The sequence below is a fragment of the Streptomyces sp. PKA51 genome (assembly GCF_057552455.1).
Window position 1 is genome coordinate 555,762 of the sequence record NZ_BAAJPZ010000001.1, and the last position, 18,782, is coordinate 574,543.

At 76.8% G+C, this 18,782-nt stretch carries 1 protein-coding gene (only partly in view); it reads left to right on the forward strand.

Going from position 1 to position 18,782, the window contains the following annotated elements:
- On the forward strand, positions 1 to 18,782 hold the 5' portion of the coding sequence (locus AC27L3_RS02205; RefSeq protein ID WP_487232245.1) for a type I polyketide synthase. 9,583 nt of this gene lie beyond the right edge of the window; the window shows 18,782 of its 28,365 coding nt (coding positions 1-18,782); the start codon lies at positions 1 to 3; its stop codon lies beyond the right edge, outside the window.

Sequence of the window (18,782 nt, forward strand, 5' to 3'; positions counted from 1 at the left end):
ATGGACAAGGAACAGAAGCTCCGGGACTACCTCAAGCGGGCCAGTGCCGACCTCAAGCGCTCGCGGCAGAAGGTGAGCGAACTGGAGGCGGCCGCCCGCGAGCCCATCGCGATCGTGGGCATGAGCTGCCGCTTCCCCGGCGGCGTGGGCAGCCCCGAAGAGCTCTGGAGCCTGCTCAGCGAAGGCCGGGACGGCATCACGGGATTCCCCGCCGACCGCGGCTGGGAACAGCTCACCGACGGCGAGGAGTTCGCCGGCGGGTTCCTGCACGACGCGGCACGCTTCGACGCCGGCTTCTTCGGCATCTCCCCGCGCGAGGCCCTGGCCATGGACCCCCAGCAGCGCGTGCTGCTGGAGACCTCCTGGGAGGCGTTCGAGCGGGCCGGCATCGACCCGGCCGGCGTGCGCGGCAGCAGGACCGGCGTCTTCGTCGGCGCCATGCCGCAGGACTACCGCATCGGCCCCGACGACGACGTCCAGGGCTTCACCCTGACCGGCAACGCCACCAGCGTCCTCTCCGGCCGCCTGTCCTACTTCTACGGCGCCGTCGGCCCCGCCGTCACCGTCGACACCGCCTGCTCCTCCTCGCTGGTCGCCCTCCACCTGGCCGCCCACGCGCTGCGCCAGGGCGAGTGCTCGCTGGCACTGGCGGCGGGCGTGACGGTGATGTCCAGCCCCACCACCTTCATCGAGTTCGCCCGCCAGGGCGGGCTCGCCGCCGACGGGCGCTGCCGCTCCTTCGCCGATTCCGCCGCCGGCACCGGCTGGTCGGAGGGTGTCGGCGTGCTCGTCCTGGAGCGGCTGTCCGACGCCCGGCGCAACGGCCACCAGGTCCTCGCCGTCGTCCGCGGCTCCGCCGTCAACCAGGACGGCGCCTCCAACGGGCTCACCGCCCCCAACGGCCCCTCCCAGCAGCGCGTCATCGAACAGGCCCTGGTCAACGCCCGCCTGTCCGCCGACGAGATCGACGTCGTCGAGGCCCACGGCACCGGCACCGCCCTCGGCGACCCCGTCGAGGCCCAGGCCCTGCTGGCCACCTACGGCCGGGGCCGCGCCGAGGACCGGCCGCTGCTGCTCGGCTCGGTGAAGTCCAACATCAGCCACACCCAGGCCGCCGCCGGCATGGCCGGCGTCATCAAGATGGTGCTCGCCCTGCAGCACCGCATGCTGCCGCGCACCCTGCACGTCGATGCCCCCTCCACCCACGTCGACTGGTCCTCCGGAGCGGTGCGCCTGCTCACCGAGGAGCAGCCTTGGCCGCAGGGCGAGCGGCCCCGCCGGGCCGGCGTGTCCTCCTTCGGCCTGAGCGGCACCAACGCCCACACCATCATCGAGGAGGCCCCGCCCGCCCCGGCGGCCGAGGAGCCCGCCGAGGACGAGCCGGGCGCGGCGGTGCCCGCCGGCGTCCTGCCCTGGCCGCTGTCCGGCCGCACCCGCGAGGCCCTGCGCGCCCAGGCCGCACGCCTGGCCGACCACCTCGACGCGCACCCGGCCGACGCCGCAGGCATCGCCCACAGCCTGGCCACCACCCGCTCCGGCCTCGAACACCGCGCCGTGATCACCGCCGCCGACGGCACCGAGGCCGCCGCGGCGCTGCGCGCCCTGGCCGCCGGCGAGCCCGGCCCGTACGTCCACGGCAGCGCCGCCGGCCGCACCCGGCTCGCCCTGCTCTTCGCCGGCCAGGGCTCCCAGCGCGCCGCCGCCGGCGGCGAGCTCTACGCCCGCTTCCCCGTCTTCGCCCACGCCTTCGACGAGGCCGCGGCCCACCTCGACCCCGGCCTCGACACGCCGCTCAAGGACGTGCTCTTCGCCGAAGAGGACACGCCCGAGGCGGCCCTGCTGCAGCAGACCGGCTACGCCCAGCCCGCGCTGTTCGCCCTCGAAGTGGCGCTGTTCCGCCTCGTGACCTCCTGGGGCATCAGGCCCGACCACCTCGCCGGCCACTCCGTCGGCGAGATCGCCGCCGCCCACGCCGCCGGCGTGTTCTCCCTCGCCGACGCCGCCACCCTCGTCCTCGCCCGCGCCCGGCTGATGCAGGCGCTGCCCGCCGGCGGCGCGATGGTCGCCGTCGAGGCGACCGAGGCCGAGGTCCTGCCGCACCTGACCGAGGACGTCTCCCTCGCGGCCGTCAACGGCCCCACGGCGGTGGTGCTCTCCGGCGCCGAGGACGCCGTCGAGGCGCTCGCCGCCCGCTTCGCGGCCGACGGCCGCCGTACCCGCCGGCTGCAGGTCTCCCACGCCTTCCACTCCCCGCTCATGGACCCGGTGCTGGAGGAGTTCCGCGCCGTCGTCGCCGGCCTCGACGCCCAGGCCCCGGCCATCCCCATCGTCTCCACCCTCACCGGCACCCTCGCCACCGTCGAACAGCTCACCTCCGCCGGCTACTGGGCCGACCACGCCCGCCACGCCGTCCGCTTCGCCGACGCCCTCGCCTGGCTCGCCGGCCACGGCACCACCACCTTCCTCGAACTCGGCCCCGACGCCGTCCTCAGCGCCCTGACCCGCACCTGCCTGGAGGACGCCGCCGACGTCGCCGCCGTCCCCCTGCTGCGCCCCGGCCGCCCCGAGCAGGACAGCGCCACCGCCGCCCTGGCCCGGCTGTACGTGCGCGGCGTGCCCGTGCAGTGGCAGCCGTACTTCGCCGGCACCGGCGTGCGCCCCTGCGACCCGGCCGCCCTGCCCACGTACCCCTTCCAGCGGCGCCACTACTGGCCCAAGGGCATCACCCACGGCGGCGACGTGCGCGCCGCCGGGCTCGGCGCTGCCGGCCACCCGCTGCTGGCCGCCGCCGTGTCCATCGCCAACTCCGACGGCCTGCTGCTCACCGGCCGCCTCTCCCGCCGCACCCACCCCTGGCTCGCCGAGCACACCGTCGACGGCACCGTCCTGCTGCCCGGCACCGCCTTCGTCGAACTGGCCGTGCGCGCCGGAGACGAGGCCGGCTGCGACCGCATCGAGGACCTCACCCTCGCCGCCCCCCTCGTCCTGCCCGAACAGGGCGGCGTCCAGGTGCAGGTGTGGGTCGGCAGCCCCGACGGCACCGGCCGCCGCGAAGTGAGCCTGCACTCCCGCCCCGAGGGCGACGAGGAACTGCCCTGGACCCAGCACGCCACCGGCACCCTCGCCCCCGGAGAGCACCGCGCCGCCCCCGGCGCCACCGCCGACCCCACCTCCTGGCCGCCCGCCGGCGCCGAAGCCCTGGACCTCGACGGCTTCTACGAGCGCCTCGCCGCCGCCGGATACGCCTACGGGCCCCTCTTCCGGGGCCTGCGCGGCGCCTGGCGCACCGGCGAGGACACCCTCCTCGCCGAGGTGACCCTGCCCCAGGAGGCCGGCGCCGACGCCGGTGCCTTCGGCATCCACCCCGCCCTCCTCGACGCCGCCCTGCACTCCTGCGCCCTGCTGGGCGTCGCCGGCGTGCCCTTCGCCTGGCAGGACGTCTCCCTGCACGCCACCGGCGCCACCACCGTCCGCATCGCCCTCACCCGCACCGGCGACGACGCGCTCTCCCTTGCCGTCGCCGACACCACCGGCGCCCCCGTCGCCTCCGTCGGCACCCTCGTGCTGCGCACCCTGCCCGGCACCGCGACCGCCGGCGACCCGCTCGTGCGCGACGCGCTGTTCGAACTGCGCTGGACCCCCGCGCGCGAGACCACCACCCCCACCCGGCCCGCCGACGTCGCCGTCCTCGGCCCCGACCCCCTCGGCCTCGCCGCCGCCCTCGGGGCACCCACCCTCGCCACCCTCGACGGCGACACCCCCGACCTCGTCCTCGTACCGCTCGCCGCGGACGGCGACGACGCCGCCGCCTCGGCCCGCGCCCTGGCCACCGGCGCCCTCGCCCACCTGCAGGCATGGCTCGGCCGGGAACGCCCCGCCGACGCCCGGCTCGTGTTCGTCACCCGCGGCGCCGTCACCGCCGACGGCCGCACCCCCACCGACCCGGCGGCCGCCGCCGTATGGGGCCTGGTGCGCTCCGCGCAGAGCGAACACCCCGGCCGCTTCCGGCTGCTGGACCTCGACCCCGCCGACCCCACCACGCCCCCGCCCGCGGCGGCGCTGACCACCGACGAGCCCCAGAGCGCCGTGCGCGGCACCGCCCTGCTCGCCGCCCGCCTGGCCCGCGCCACCGCCCCGCTGCCCGCCGACGCCCCCGCCTGGAACCCCGAGGGCACCGTCCTGCTCACCGGCGGCACCGGCCAGCTCGGCAGTGCCCTGGCCCGGCACCTGGTCACCGAACACGGCGTACGCCACCTGCTGCTGGCCGGCCGCCGGGGCGCCGACGCACCCGGCGCGGCCGAACTGGTCGCCGAACTTGCGGCCCTGGGCGCCCACGTCACCGCAGAGGCATGCGACCTCGCCGACCGCGCCGCCGTCGACCGCCTCCTGGCCGCCGTGCCCGCCGCCCACCCGCTCACCGCCGTCGTGCACGCCGCCGGCGTCCTCGACGACGGCGTCGTGGAGGCCCTGACCCCCGACCGGCTCGCCGCCGTCCTGCGGCCCAAGGCCGACGCCGTCTGGCACCTGCACCAGGCCACCCGCGAGGCCGACCTCGCCGCCTTCGTCGTCCTGTCCTCCTTCTCCGGCACCGTCGGCGCACCCGGCCAGGGCAACTACGCCGCCGCCAACGCCTTCCTCGACGCCCTCGCCGCCCACCGGCACGCCGCCGGCCTGCCCGCCCTCTCCCTCGGCTGGGGCCCCTGGGCGCCCGCCGGCGCCGGCATGACCGGCGCCATGGGCGACGACGCGCTCGAGCGCCTGGCCCGCCGGGGCACGCCCGCCCTCACCGAGGAGCAGGGCCTCGCCCTCTTCGACGCCGCCCTCGCCGCCCGCACCCCCGTCCTGCTGCCCGTGCGCCTGGAGCTGTCCGTCCTGCGCCTGCAGGGCGAGGTGCCCCCGCTGCTGCGCGGCCTGATCCGCACGCCGGTGCGCCGCAGCGCCGTCTCCGGCACCGAGACCGCCGTAGGACTCGCCCAGCGCCTGGCCCGCCTGGAGGCGCCCGAGCGCCTGCGCTTCCTGACCGACCTCGTCCGCGCCCAGGTCGCCGCCGTCCTCGGCCACACCGACCCCTCCGAGATCGACCCGGCCCGCCCCTTCCAGGACCTGGGCTTCGACTCGCTGACCGCCGTCGAGATGCGCAACCGCATCGGCACCGTCACCGGCCTGCGCACCCCGGCCACCCTCGTCTTCGACCACCCCAACGTCACCGCCCTGGCCATCCACCTCCTTGCGGAGCTCACGGGGGCCGAAGCCGACGGCCCGGCCCCCCTGCCGCGCGCCGCCGCCGACGACCGGGACCCCGTCGTCATCGTCGGCATGAGCTGCCGCTACCCCGGCGGGGTCGCCTCCCCGGAGGACCTGTGGCGCCTGGTCGCCGAGGGCACCGACGCCGTCACCGGCCTGCCCGCCGACCGCGGCTGGGACCTGGAGAACCTCTACCACCCCGACCCCGACCACCTGGGCACCACCTACACCCGCTTCGGCGGATTCCTGCACGACGCCGCCGAGTTCGACCCCGCCTTCTTCGGCATGAGCCCCCGCGAGGCCCTGGCCACCGACGCCCAGCAGCGCCTGCTGCTGGAGACGTCCTGGGAGGCGATCGAGCGCGCCGGCATCGACCCGGTGTCCCTGCGCGGCAGCCAGACCGGCGTGTTCGCCGGCGTGATGTACAACGACTACGCGGCCACCCTCACCGGCGGCCGCTTCGAGGGCCACCAGGGCAGCGGCACCTCGCCCAGCATCGCCTCCGGCCGCGTCGCCTACACCCTGGGCCTTGAGGGCCCGGCCGTCACCGTCGACACCGCCTGCTCCTCCTCGCTGGTCGCCCTGCACTGGGCGATGCACGCCCTGCGGTCGGGGGAGTGCACCCTGGCGCTCGCCGGCGGCGTGACGGTGATGTCGACCCCGACCTCCCTGATCGAGTTCTCGCGCCAGCGCGGCCTGTCCCCGGACGGCCGGTGCAAGGCGTTCGCCGACGGTGCCGATGGTGTGGGCTGGGGCGAGGGCGTGGGCATGCTCGTTCTCGAGCGGCTCTCCGACGCCCGCCGCAACGGTCACCGTGTTCTCGCCGTCGTCCGGGGTTCCGCCGTCAACCAGGACGGTGCGTCCAACGGTCTGACCGCGCCCAACGGTCCGTCCCAGCAGCGCGTCATCCGCCAGGCCCTGGCAGGCGCCGGCCTGACCACGGCCGACGTGGACGCCGTCGAGGGCCACGGCACGGGCACCACCCTCGGCGACCCGATCGAGGCCCAGGCCCTCCTCGCCACCTACGGTCAGGACCGGGACGCCGAGAAGCCCCTGCTGCTGGGCTCGATCAAGTCCAACATCGGCCACACGCAGGCCGCCGCCGGTGTCGCGGGCGTCATCAAGATGGTCATGGCGATGCAGCACGAGGCCCTGCCGCCCACCCTGCACGCCGGCCTGCCCTCCCGGCACGTCGACTGGGAGGCCGGGGCCGTCCGCCTGCTCACCGAGGAGACCCCCTGGCCGCGGGCCGGCCGCCCGCGCCGCGCCGGCGTGTCCTCCTTCGGCATCTCCGGCACCAACGCCCACCTCATCCTCGAAGAACCCCCGGCCCCCGCCGAACCGGCCTCCACGGCCACGGAGCGACCCGCCGTCGTGCCGTGGGTCCTCTCCGCCAAGAGCCGCTCCGCCCTGCGCGACCAGGCCGCACGCCTGCACGCCTTCGCCACCGACCGCCCCGCACTCGACACGGCCGACGCCGGCCTCGCCCTGGCCACCACCCGCGCGGCCTTCGACCAGCGCGCCGTCGTCGTCGGCGACCGCGACGAGCTGCTGCGCGCCCTGACCGCCCTCGCCACCGACCGGCCCGACGCCGCCCTGGTGGAGGGCGAGAGCGGCCCCGGCACCGGACTCGCCCTGATGTTCGCCGGCCAGGGCTCCCAGCGCCCCGGCGCCGGCCGCGACCTGTACACGCGCTTCCCCGCCTTCGCCGAGGCCCTCGACGAGGTCACCGCCGTCCTCGACCCGCTCCTCGGCCGGCCGCTGAAGGACGTGCTGTTCGCCGACGACAACAGCCCCGAGGCCGAACTGCTGCAGCACACCGGCCTCACCCAGCCCGCCCTCTTCGCCCTCGAAGTCGCCCTCCACCGGCTGCTCGCCTCCTGGGGCCTGCGCCCGGCCGTCCTGCTCGGCCACTCCGTCGGCGAGATCGCCGCCGCCCACGTCGCCGGCGTGCTCTCCCTGCCCGACGCCGCCCGACTCGTCGCCGCCCGCGCCCGCTTGATGCAGGCCCTGCCGTCCGGCGGCGCCATGATCTCCCTGCAGGCCACCGAGGACGAGGTCGCCCCCCTCCTCGCCGGCCGCGAGCACGAGGTCTCCCTCGCCGCCGTCAACGGCCCCACCGCCGTCGTCGTCGCCGGCGAGGAGGCCGCCACCCGGGAGATCGCCGCCGCCTTCGCGGCGCAGGGCCGCAAGACCCGCCGCCTGCGCGTCAGCCACGCCTTCCACTCCCCGCTCATGGACCCCATGCTCGAGGAGTTCCGCCGCGTCGCCGAGACCCTCACCTACACGCCCTGCACCGTCCCCGTCGTCTCCACCCTCACCGGCCGCACCGCCACCGGGGACGACCTGCGCACCGCCGCCTACTGGGTCGCCCACGCCCGCGGCACCGTCCGCTTCGCCGACGCCGTGCGCACCGCCCGCGCCACCGCGGCCGCCTTCGCCGAACTCGGCCCCGACGGCACCCTCACCGCCCTCGCCCAGGACACCCTGGCCGACGAGCCCGGCACCGACCTCGTACCGCTGCTGCGCACCGACCGCGACGAGGAACGGGCCGTGACCACCGCCCTCGCCCGCCTGCACGTGCGCGGCACACCCGTGGACTGGGCCGCCTACTTCGCGCCCACCGGCGCCCGCAGCACCGACCTGGCCCCCCTCCTTCCCACGTACGCGTTCCAACACGAGCGCTATTGGCCCGACACCGCCCCCGACCACACCGCAGCGCCCGCCGCCGACCCGGCCGACGCCGCCCTGTGGGGCGCGGTCGAACGCGGCGACGCCGGCGAGCTCGCCGGCCTGCTCGGCCTGCGCGACGAACAGCACGCCTCCCTCTACGCCCTGCTGCCGGCCCTGTCCTCCTGGCGCCAGCAACGGCAGGAGAAGGCCCTGCTGGACTCCACCCGCTACCGCATCCGCTGGCAGCCCGCCCGCGCCACCGCCGCGCCCGTCCTGGAGGGCACCTGGCTACTCGTCACCACCGAGGACCTCGCCCGGGAGACCGAGGAGATCCTCGACGCCCTGCGCGGCCACGGCGCCCAGTTCGCACAGCTCCTCGCCGACGGCACCGACCGCAGCGCACTCGCCGAACGGCTCGCACAGTTCCCGCACGCCGCCGGCATCGTCTCCCTGCTGCCGCTCGCCGACCGGCCCGGCCACGAGCCCGGCGACGCCCTGCCCACCGGGCTGACCACCGGCATCCTGCTGCACCAGGCCCTCGACGACGCCGGCCTTGCCGCCCCGCTGTGGACGCTGACCCGCGGCGCCGTCACCACCGGCCCCGCCGACCCGCTCACCGCCCCGCTGCAGGCCGCCGCCTGGGGCCTGGGCCGGGTGGCCGCCCTCGAATCCCCGCACCGCCGCGGCGGCCTGATCGACCTTCCGCAGGACCTCACCGCCCCCGTCACCCAGCAGCTCGCCAGCGCCCTCGCCGCCGACGGCGGCGAGGACCAGCTCGCCCTGCGCCCCGGCGGCGCCCTCGCCCGCCGCCTGGTGCGCCACCCGCTCGCCGACCTGCCCCCGGCCGGTGCCTTCACCGCCTCCGGCACCGTCCTGATCACCGGCGGCACCGGCGCCCTCGGCGCCGACGTGGCCCGCTGGCTCGCCCGCAGCGGCGCCGCCCACCTCGTCCTCGCCGGCCGCCGCGGCCCCGACGCCCCCGGCGCCGCCGACCTCGTCACCGAACTCGAGGCCCTCGGCGCCCGCGTCACCCTCGCCGCCTGCGACACCGCCGACCGCGAGGCCCTCGCCGCCCTCCTGGCCGGCATCGACGACCTCACCGGCGTCGTCCACGCCGCCGGCGTCGGCCAGGCCGCGCCGCTGGCCGCCACCACCCCGGCCGAGGCGGCCGCCACCATGAGCGCCAAACTGCTCGGCGCCCTTCACCTCGACGCCCTCCTGGGCGAGCGCGACCTGGACTTCTTCGTCCTGTTCTCCTCCATCGCCGGTGTGTGGGGCAGCGCCGGGCAGAGCGCCTACGGCGCCGCCAACGCCTACCTCGACGCCCTGGCCGAGCACCGCCGAGCCCGCGGCCTGGCCGCCACCTCGCTGGCCTGGGGCCCCTGGGCCGAGGCCGGCATGGCCACCCACGAGGCCGTCGCCGACCGGCTCCGGGCCGGCGGCCTGCGCTTCCTCGCCCCCGGCAGCGCCCTGGCCGAACTGCGCCGCGCCGTCGTCCAGCAGGACGTGACCGTCACCGTCGCCGACGTCGACTGGGAGCGCTACCACCCCGTCTTCACCTCCGTACGGCCCACCGCCTTCTTCGACGAACTCCCCGACGTGGCGGCCCTCGCCGCCGGCCGGGACGCCGCCAGTGGCGCCGCACCGGAATTCGCCGGCCGGCTGCGCGGCCTGGACGACGCCGAGCAGGAGCGCCTGCTGACCGACCTCGTGCGCACCGAGGCCGCCGTCGTCCTCGGCCACGCCTCCGCCGAGGGCGTCGCCGAACGGCGGGCCTTCCGCGAGGCAGGCTTCGACTCGCTGACCGCCGTCGAGCTGCGGGGGCGCCTGGCCGACCTCACCGGCCTGCAGCTGCCCGCCACGATGGTCTTCGACTACCCCACCCCCGTCGCCCTGGCCCGGTTCCTGCGCGCCGAACTCCTCGGCGCCGCCGACGGGCCCGCCGCGCCCGCCGCAGCCGCGGCGGGCGGCTTCGACGAGCCCATCGCCATCGTCGGCATGAGCTGCCGCTTCCCCGGCGGCGTGCGCTCCGCCGAGGAGTTCTGGCGGATGGTCGCCGACGGCACGGACGCCATCACCGACTTCCCCACGAGCCGCGGCTGGGACACCGAGGGCCTCTACCACCCCGACCCCGACCACCCCGGCACCAGCTACTCCACCCAGGGCGGATTCCTGCACGACGCGGGCGAGTTCGACGCCGGCTTCTTCGGCATCTCCCCGCGCGAGGCCCTGTCCATGGACCCCCAGCAGCGCCTGCTGCTGGAGACCACCTGGGAGGCGTTCGAACAGGCCGGCATCGACCCGGCCACCGTCCACGGCAGCGCGACGGGCACCTTCATCGGCTCCACCTACCAGGAGTACGGACTCGGCCTCGACGACGGCACCGCCGCCGGCCACGCCGTCACCGGCACCAGCCCCAGCGTCCTGTCCGGCCGCCTGGCCTACCTCTTCGGCCTGGAAGGGCCGGCCGTCACCGTCGACACCGCCTGCTCCTCCTCCCTGGTCGCCCTGCACCTGGCCTGTCAGTCCCTGCGCAACGGCGAATCCGCCCTCGCCCTCGCCGGCGGCGCCACCGTCATGACCACCCCCGCGCCCTTCATCGCCTTCAGCAAGCAGCGCGCCCTGGCCGGCGACGGCCGCTGCAAGGCCTTCTCCGACGGCGCCGACGGCATGACCCTCGCCGAGGGCGTCGGCATCCTCGTCCTCGAACGCCTCTCCGACGCCCGGCGCAACGGCCACCAGGTCCTCGCCGTCGTCCGCGGCTCCGCCATCAACCAGGACGGCGCCTCCAACGGCCTGACCGCCCCCAACGGCCCCGCCCAGCAGCGCGTCATCCGCCAGGCCCTGGCCAACGCCGGCCTGCAGCCGGCCGACGTCGACGCCGTCGAGGCCCACGGCACCGGCACCGCCCTCGGCGACCCCATCGAGGCCCAGGCCCTGCACGCCACCTACGGCAAGGACCGCGACCCCGGGCGGCCCCTGCTGCTCGGCTCCGTGAAGTCCAACATCGGCCACACCCAGTCGGCCGCCGGCGTCGCCGGCGTCATCAAGATGGTCATGGCCCTGCGCCACGGCACCCTGCCGCGCACCCTGCACGCCGCCACCCCCTCCTCGCACGTCGACTGGAGCCCCGGCACCGTCGCCCTGCTGCACGAGGACACCGACTGGGCCCCCGGCGAGCGGCCCCGCCGCTGCGCCGTCTCCTCCTTCGGCATCTCCGGCACCAACGCCCACGCCGTCCTGGAGGAGGCCCCCCGCCCCGAGCCGGCCCCGGCCCCCGCCACGGCGCCCCCGGCCACCGTGCCGTGGGTGCTCTCCGCCCGTACGCCCGGCGCCCTGCGGGCCCGGGCCGCAGGTCTGGCCGAGCACCTGCGGACCGCCGGCGACGTCCGCGCCCTCGACGTCGCCCACACCCTGATCACCGCCCGCACCCTCTTCGACCACCGCGCCGTCGTCCTCGTCACCGGCGACGAGCCGCAGTCCGAGGGCCTGGCGGCCCTCGCCGAGGGCCGCTCGGCACCCGGCGTCGTCCAGGGCACCGCCGACATCGACGGCAAGACCGTCTTCGTCTTTCCCGGCCAGGGCTCCCAGTGGGCCGGCATGGGCGCCCGGCTGCTCGCCGAGTCGCCCGTCTTCGCCGAGCGCATCGCCGAGTGCGCCGCCGCCCTCGCCCCGTACACCGACTGGTCCCTGACCGACGTCCTGCGGCAGACCGAGGGGGCGCCCGGCCTGGAGCGCGTCGACGTCGTCCAGCCCGCCTCCTGGGCCGTCATGGTCTCCCTCGCCGCCCTGTGGCGCGCCCACGGCGTCACCCCCGACGCCGTCGTCGGCCACTCCCAGGGCGAGATCGCGGCGGCCGTCGTCGCCGGCGCGCTGTCCCTGCAGGACGGCGCCCGCGTCGTGGCCCTGCGCAGCCGGGCCATCGGCCGTGTCCTGGCCGGCTCCGGCGGCATGCTCTCCGTGCCCCTGCCCGTCGCCGAGGTACGCGAGCGCCTGGCCGCCCACGGCGATGGCCTGGCCGTCGCCGCCGTCAACGGCCCGCGCTCCGTCGTCGTCTCCGGGCCGGTGGCGCCGCTGGACGCCCTCCAGGCCGCACTCGTCGCCCAGGACGTGCGCGCCAAGCGCATCCCCGTCGACTACGGCTCCCACTCCGCCCAGGTCGAGCTGCTGCACGACGAGCTCCTCGCCGAGCTCGCCCCCCTCGACCCGCGCCCGGCCCAGGTGCCCTTCCTGTCCACCGTCACCGGCGAACTTCTCACCGACGACACCCCGCTGGACGCCGCCTACTGGTACCGCAACCTGCGGCAGACGGTGGAGTTCGAGCCGGCCGTGCGCACCCTGCTCGCCACCGGGCACCGGGCGTTCATCGAGGTCAGCTCCCACCCCGTGCTGACCATGGCCGTCCAGGAGACCGCCGAGACCGCCGGTGGCCCCGCCGCCGTCCTCGGCACCCTGCGCCGCGAACAGGACGGCACCGACCGCTTCCTCGCCTCCCTCGCCGAAGCCTTCGTCCGCGGCGTGCGCACCGGCCTCGCCCGCCTCCTCGACGGCACCGGCGCCCGCCCCGTGGCGCTGCCCACCTACCCCTTCCAGCGCGAACACCTGTGGGCCGTGCCCGCCCAGCGCACCGCGACCGCCGACGGCGAGGCGGCCGACGGCGACTTCTGGGCCGCCGTCGAGGACGAGGACGTCGACGCCCTCGCCTCGCGGCTGCACCTCGACGGCGCCGCCCTGGCCCCCGTCCTGCCCGCCCTGTCGCAGTGGCGCAAGCGCCGCCGCGAGGAATCCGCCGTCGACTCCTGGCGCTACCGCGCCACCTGGAAGCCCCTGACCGGCCTGCCCGCCGCGACCCTGACCGGCACCTGGCTGTTCGTCACCACCGACGCCACCGACGCCGGTGACGTCACCGAGGCCCTGACCGCCCACGGCGCCCACGTCCACCCCCTCGTCCTCGACGACACCTGCCTGGACCGCGCCGTCCTCGCCGAGCGACTGGCGGCCCTCGACCTCACCGACGCCCCCACGGGCGTGGTCTCCCTCCTCGCCGACGACGAGAGCACCTGCGCGAGCCACCCGGCCCTGACCCGCGGCCTCGCCCTGAGCGTCACCCTGATCCAGGCCCTCGGCGACACCGGCACCGACGCACCCCTGTGGGCCCTGACCCGCGGCGCCGTCTCCACCGGGCGCGCCGACCGCCTCGCCCGCCCCGGCCAGGCCCAGCTGCACGGTCTGACCTGGACCGCCGCCCTCGAACACCCCCACCGTGTCGGCGGCGTCGTCGACCTGCCCGAACACCTCGACCGCCGGGCCGGCGAACGCCTGGCCGCCGTCCTGTCCGGCGGCACCGGCGAGGACCAGCTCGCGGTGCGCCCCTCCGGCGTCCTCGCCCGCCGCGTCGTGCGCGCCGCGGCCGCCCGCACCGGCTCCGCCGGCACCTGGACCCCGTGCGGCACCACCCTCATCACCGGCGGCACCGGCACCCTCGCCCCGCACCTGGCCCGCTGGCTCGCCCGGCAGGGCGCGCAGCACATCGTGCTCGTCAGCCGCCGTGGCGCCGACGCCCCCGCCGCCGGCGACCTCGTCACCGAACTCGCCGAGCTCGGCTGCACCGCCGTCCACGCCGCCTGCGACCTGACCGACCGCGAGGCCCTCGCCGCCCTGCTGACCGGCCTGAAGGCCGACGGGCACACCGTGCGCACCGTCGTGCACACCGCCGCCGTCATCGAGCTCGCCACCCTGGAGGAGACGAGCCTGGAGGCCTTCGCCAAGGTCATGGGCGCCAAGGTCACCGGCGCCCGCCACCTCGACGAACTCCTCGACGAACTCCTGGACGACGACGAGCTCGACGCGTTCGTCCTGTACTCCTCCACCGCCGGCATGTGGGGCAGCGGCCGCCACGCCGCCTACGTCGCCGGCAACGCCTACCTCAACGCGCTCGCCGAGCACCGCCGCGCCCGCGGCGCCCGCGCCACCTCGGTCTCCTGGGGCATCTGGGCGGACGACCTGAAGCTCGGCCGCGTCGACCCCGGCGCCATCCGCCGCAGCGGACTGGTCTTCATGGACCCGCAAGCCGCCCTGACCGGTCTGCGCCAGGCCCTCGACGACCAGGAGGGCGTGCTGTCGGTCGCCGACGTCGACTGGGAGCGCTACCACCCCGTCTTCACCTCCGGCCGCCCCACCCGCCTCTTCGAGGACGTCCCCGACGTCGCCCGCCTGGAGCAGGAGAGCGCCACCGGCACCGGCTCCGACAGCGAGTTCGCCGCCCGCCTCGCCGCCCTGCCCGCCGTCGAGCAGGAACGCGTCCTGCTCGACCTCGTCCGCGGCGAGGCCGCCGCCGTCCTCGGCCACGCCTCGCCCGACGTCCTCGCCGGGCAGCGCGCCTTCCGCGAGGTCGGCTTCGACTCCCTGACCGCCGTCGACCTGCGCAACCGCCTGTCGAACGTCACCGGGCTCGCCCTGCCGAGCACCATGGTCTTCGACTACCCCAACCCGCTCGCCCTCGTGGCCTTCCTGCGCGAGCTCGTCGCCGGCACCGACGCCGACGCCCCCACCGCCCACACCGGCGCGGCGGCCGACGACGACCCCATCGCCATCGTCGGCATGAGCTGCCGCTACCCCGGCGGCATCGGCTCCCCCGAGCAGCTGTGGGACCTCGTCGCCGCCGGCGGCGACGCCATCGGCGAATTCCCCGCCGACCGCGGCTGGGACACCGAGGGCCTGTACGACCCGGACCCCGACGCCCCCGGCCGCACCTACTCCACCCGCGGCGGCTTCCTGCACGACGTCGCCGACTTCGACGCCGCCTTCTTCGGCATCTCGCCCCGCGAGGCCCTGGCCATGGACCCCCAGCAGCGCCTGCTGCTGGAGACCGCCTGGGAGGCGATGGAGCGCGCCGGCATCGACCCCGCCGCCCTGCGCGGCAGCCGTACCGGCACCTTCATCGGCGCCAGCTACCAGGACTACTCCACCGGCCCCGCCACCCCCGAGGGCAACGAGGGCCACCTGATCACCGGCACCATCTCCAGCGTCCTGTCCGGCCGCCTGTCCTACACCTTCGGCTTCGAAGGCCCCGCCGTCACCCTCGACACCGCCTGCTCCTCCTCCCTGGTCGCCCTGCATCTGGCCTGCCAGTCCCTGCGCAACGGCGAATCCGCCCTCGCCCTCGCCGGCGGCGTGTCCGTCATGGCCACCCCCAGCGCCTTCGTCGGCTTCAGCCGCCAGCGCGCCATGGCCGCCGACGGCCGCTGCAAGGCGTACGCCGAGGCCGCCGACGGCATGAGCCTGGCCGAAGGCGTCGGCCTCGTCCTGCTGGAGCGCCTCTCCGACGCCCGGCGCAACGGCCACCAGGTCCTCGCCGTCGTCCGAGGCTCCGCCGTCAACCAGGACGGCGCCTCCAACGGGCTCACCGCCCCCAACGGCCCCTCCCAGCAGCGCGTCATCCGCCAGGCCCTGGCCAACGCGGGCGTCACCGCCGCCGACGTGGACGTCGTCGACGGCCACGGCACCGGCACGAAGCTCGGCGACCCCATCGAGGCCCAGGCCCTGCTCGCCACCTACGGTCAGGACCGGGACGCCGAACGGCCCCTGCTGCTCGGCTCGGTGAAGTCCAACATCGGCCACACCCAGATGGCCTCCGGCGTCGCCAGCGTCATCAAGATGGTCATGGCCATGCGCCACGGCACCGTCCCGCGCACCCTGCACGTCGACCGGCCCTCCAGCCACGTCGACTGGGCCTCCGGCGCCATCCGGCTGCTGACCGAGGAACAGCCCTGGCCCGAAACCGGCCGCCCGCGCCGCGCCGGCGTGTCCTCCTTCGGCCTGAGCGGCACCAACGTCCACACCGTCCTCGAACTCCCGGCACCCGACGAGCAGACCACGACCGCCGAGGCCACCGGGCAGCCGCCCGCCGCCGTGCCGCTCGTGCTGTCCGCCCGCACCGAGGACGCCCTGCGCGAGCAGGCGGCCCGGCTGCTGGACCTCGTACGGCAGCAGCCCGCCCTGCCGCCCGCCGACCTCGCCCGCTCCCTGGCCACCACCCGCGCGGCCCTCGACCACCGCGCCGCCGTCGTCACCACCGACCACGACACCCTCGTGCGAGCCCTGGCGGCCCTGCACACCGCCACCCCCGACGCCGCCCTGCTCACCGGCCGCCCCGCCGGCGGCCGCCTGGCCTTCCTCTTCACCGGCCAGGGCAGCCAGCGCCCGGGCATGGGCCGCGAGCTCTACGGGCGCCACCCCGTCTACGCCGAGGCCCTCGACGCCGTCCTCGCCCGCTTCGACCTCACCCTCGACCGCCCCCTGCGCGAGGTGATGGCCGAGGGCGGGGACCTGCTGGACGACACCGCCTACACCCAGCCCGCCCTCTTCGCCCACGAAGTGGCCCTCTACCGGCTCGCTACGTCGTGGGGCCTGAAGCCCGACTACCTCGCCGGGCACTCCATCGGCGAGTACGCCGCGGCCCATGTCGCCGGCGTGCTCTCCCTGGAGGACGCCTGCACCCTCGTCGCCGCCCGGGGCCGCCTCATGGCCGCCCTCCCGCCCGGCGGGGCCATGGTCGCCGTCCAGGCGACCGAGGAGGAGGTCCTGCCCCTGCTCGACCAGCGGCAGGAGGAGGCCGGCATCGCCGCCGTCAACGCCCCCGGCTCCGTCGTGATCGCCGGCGACGAGGAGGCCGTCCTCGCCGTCGCCGCGCACTTCGCCGACCAGGGCCGGCGCACCCGCCGCCTGACGGTCAGTCACGCCTTCCACTCGCCCCGCATGGACGCCATGCTCGACGACTTCGCCCGCGTCGCCGCCGGCGTCACCTACCGCGAGCCCGTCGTCCCCGTCGTCTCCACCGTCACCGGCACCCTCGCCGCCGCCGGCGAACTCACCACCCCCGCCTACTGGACCCGCCAGGTCCGCGCCACCGTGCGCTTCGCCGACGCCGTACGCCACCTCGCCGACCACGGCGTGAGCACCTTCCTCGAACTCGGCCCCGACGCCGTGCTGACCGGCACCGTCGCCGAGAGCGCCGGCGAGGACACGGCACCCGTCGTCGCCGTTCCCCTCCAGCGCCGCGACCAGCCCGAGGCGCAGGCCGCCATGACGGCCCTGGCCCGGCTGTACGTCCACGGCGGCGTACGCCCCGACTGGGCGGCCGTCTTCGCCGGCACCGGCACCCGCCGCGTCGACCTGCCCACCTACCCCTTCCAGCGCCGCCGCTACTGGCCCGAGACCCCGGCCGGCGCCCCGGCGGCCGCGGCCCCGGCCGACGCCGCCGACGCCGAGTTCTGGTCCGCCGTCGAACGCCGGGACCTGCCCGCCCTGGGCGCCTCCCTGGACCTCGACGACGCCACGCTCACCACCGTCGTGCCCGCCCTGTCCTCCTGGCGCCGCCGGCGCCGCACGGAGACCGCCGCGGCCGACTGGCGCTACCGCATCACGTGGAAGCCGCTGACGGGCCTGCCCGCCGCCACCCCGACCGGCACCTGGCTGGTGCTCACCCCCGCCGGCCTCACCGGATCCGACCACGCCTGGGCACAGACGGTCGCCGGCGCCCTGGGCACCGAAACGGTACGCATCGAGGTCACCACCCACGACCGCGAACAGCTCGCAGCCCAGCTGCGCGAGGTGCCGGCCGGCCTCGGCGGCGTGCTCTCCCTGCTGGCGCTGGACGAGACCCCGGCCCGCGCCACGGACCTGCCCTCCGGGCTGCTGCTCACCCTCGCCGCCGTCCAGGCCCTCGGCGATGCCGGGATCGACGCGCCGCTGTGGTGCGCCACCCGCGCCGCCGTCCCCGTCGGGCGCGCCGAGGCCGGGACCTCGCCGGTCCAGGCCGCCGTCTGGGGGCTGGGCCGCGTCGTCGGGCTCGAACACCCCGAGCGCTTCGGCGGGCTCGTCGACCTGCCCGCCGACCCCGACGATGCCACCCTGCGCCGCTTCACCGGCGTCCTGGCCGGGGCGGGGGAGGAGAACCAGCTGGCGCTTCGCGGCACCGCCGTCTATGCCCGGCGCCTGGCCCACCACCCCGTACCGGCGCGCCCGGCCCGCCCGTACACGCCCACCGGCACCGTGCTGGTCACCGGCGGCACCGGCGCCCTGGGCGGCCACGTCGCCCGCTGGCTCGCCGAGCACGGCGCCGAGCACCTGCTGCTCGTCAGCCGCAGCGGCCCCGACGCCCCGGGAGCCGGCGACCTGCGCGCCGAACTGGCCGCGCTGGGCGCCGAGGCGACCCTGGTCGCCTGCGACGTCGCCGACCGCGACGCCCTCGCCGCCGTCCTGGCCGCCGTGCCCGGGGACCGCCCGCTCACCGCCGTCTTCCACACCGCCGGCACCGTCGACGACGGCGTCGTCGACGCCCTGACGCCGGAGAAGTTCACGGCCGTCCTGCGTGCCAAGGTCACCGCCACACGCGTGCTGCACGAGCTGACGCACGGCCACGACCTGGCCGCCTTCGTCCTGTTCTCCTCCACCGCCGGCACCCTCGGCGCACCCGGCCAGGGCAACTACGCCGCCGCCAACGCCTTCCTCGACGCCTTCGCCGCCCACCGCCGCGCCGTCGGCCTGCCCGCCACCGCGCTCGCGTGGGGCCCCTGGGCCGAGGCCGGCATGGCCGATGCGGCCGGGGTCGGCACCCGCGTACGGCGCGGCGGCTTCACGCCCATGGCCCCCGCCACCGCCCTGACCGCACTGCGGCACGCCCTCGACCACGACGACACCGCCCTGACCGTCGCGGACGTCGACTGGCAGCGGTACGCCGGCGTCTTCGCCCGCACCCGCCCGAACCCGCTGATCGCCGACCTGCCCGAACTGCGCCGCCCCACCGCACCGCAGGCCGCCACCGGGCACGCCCCGCAGTCCGGCGACGCGGCCGGGGCGCTGCG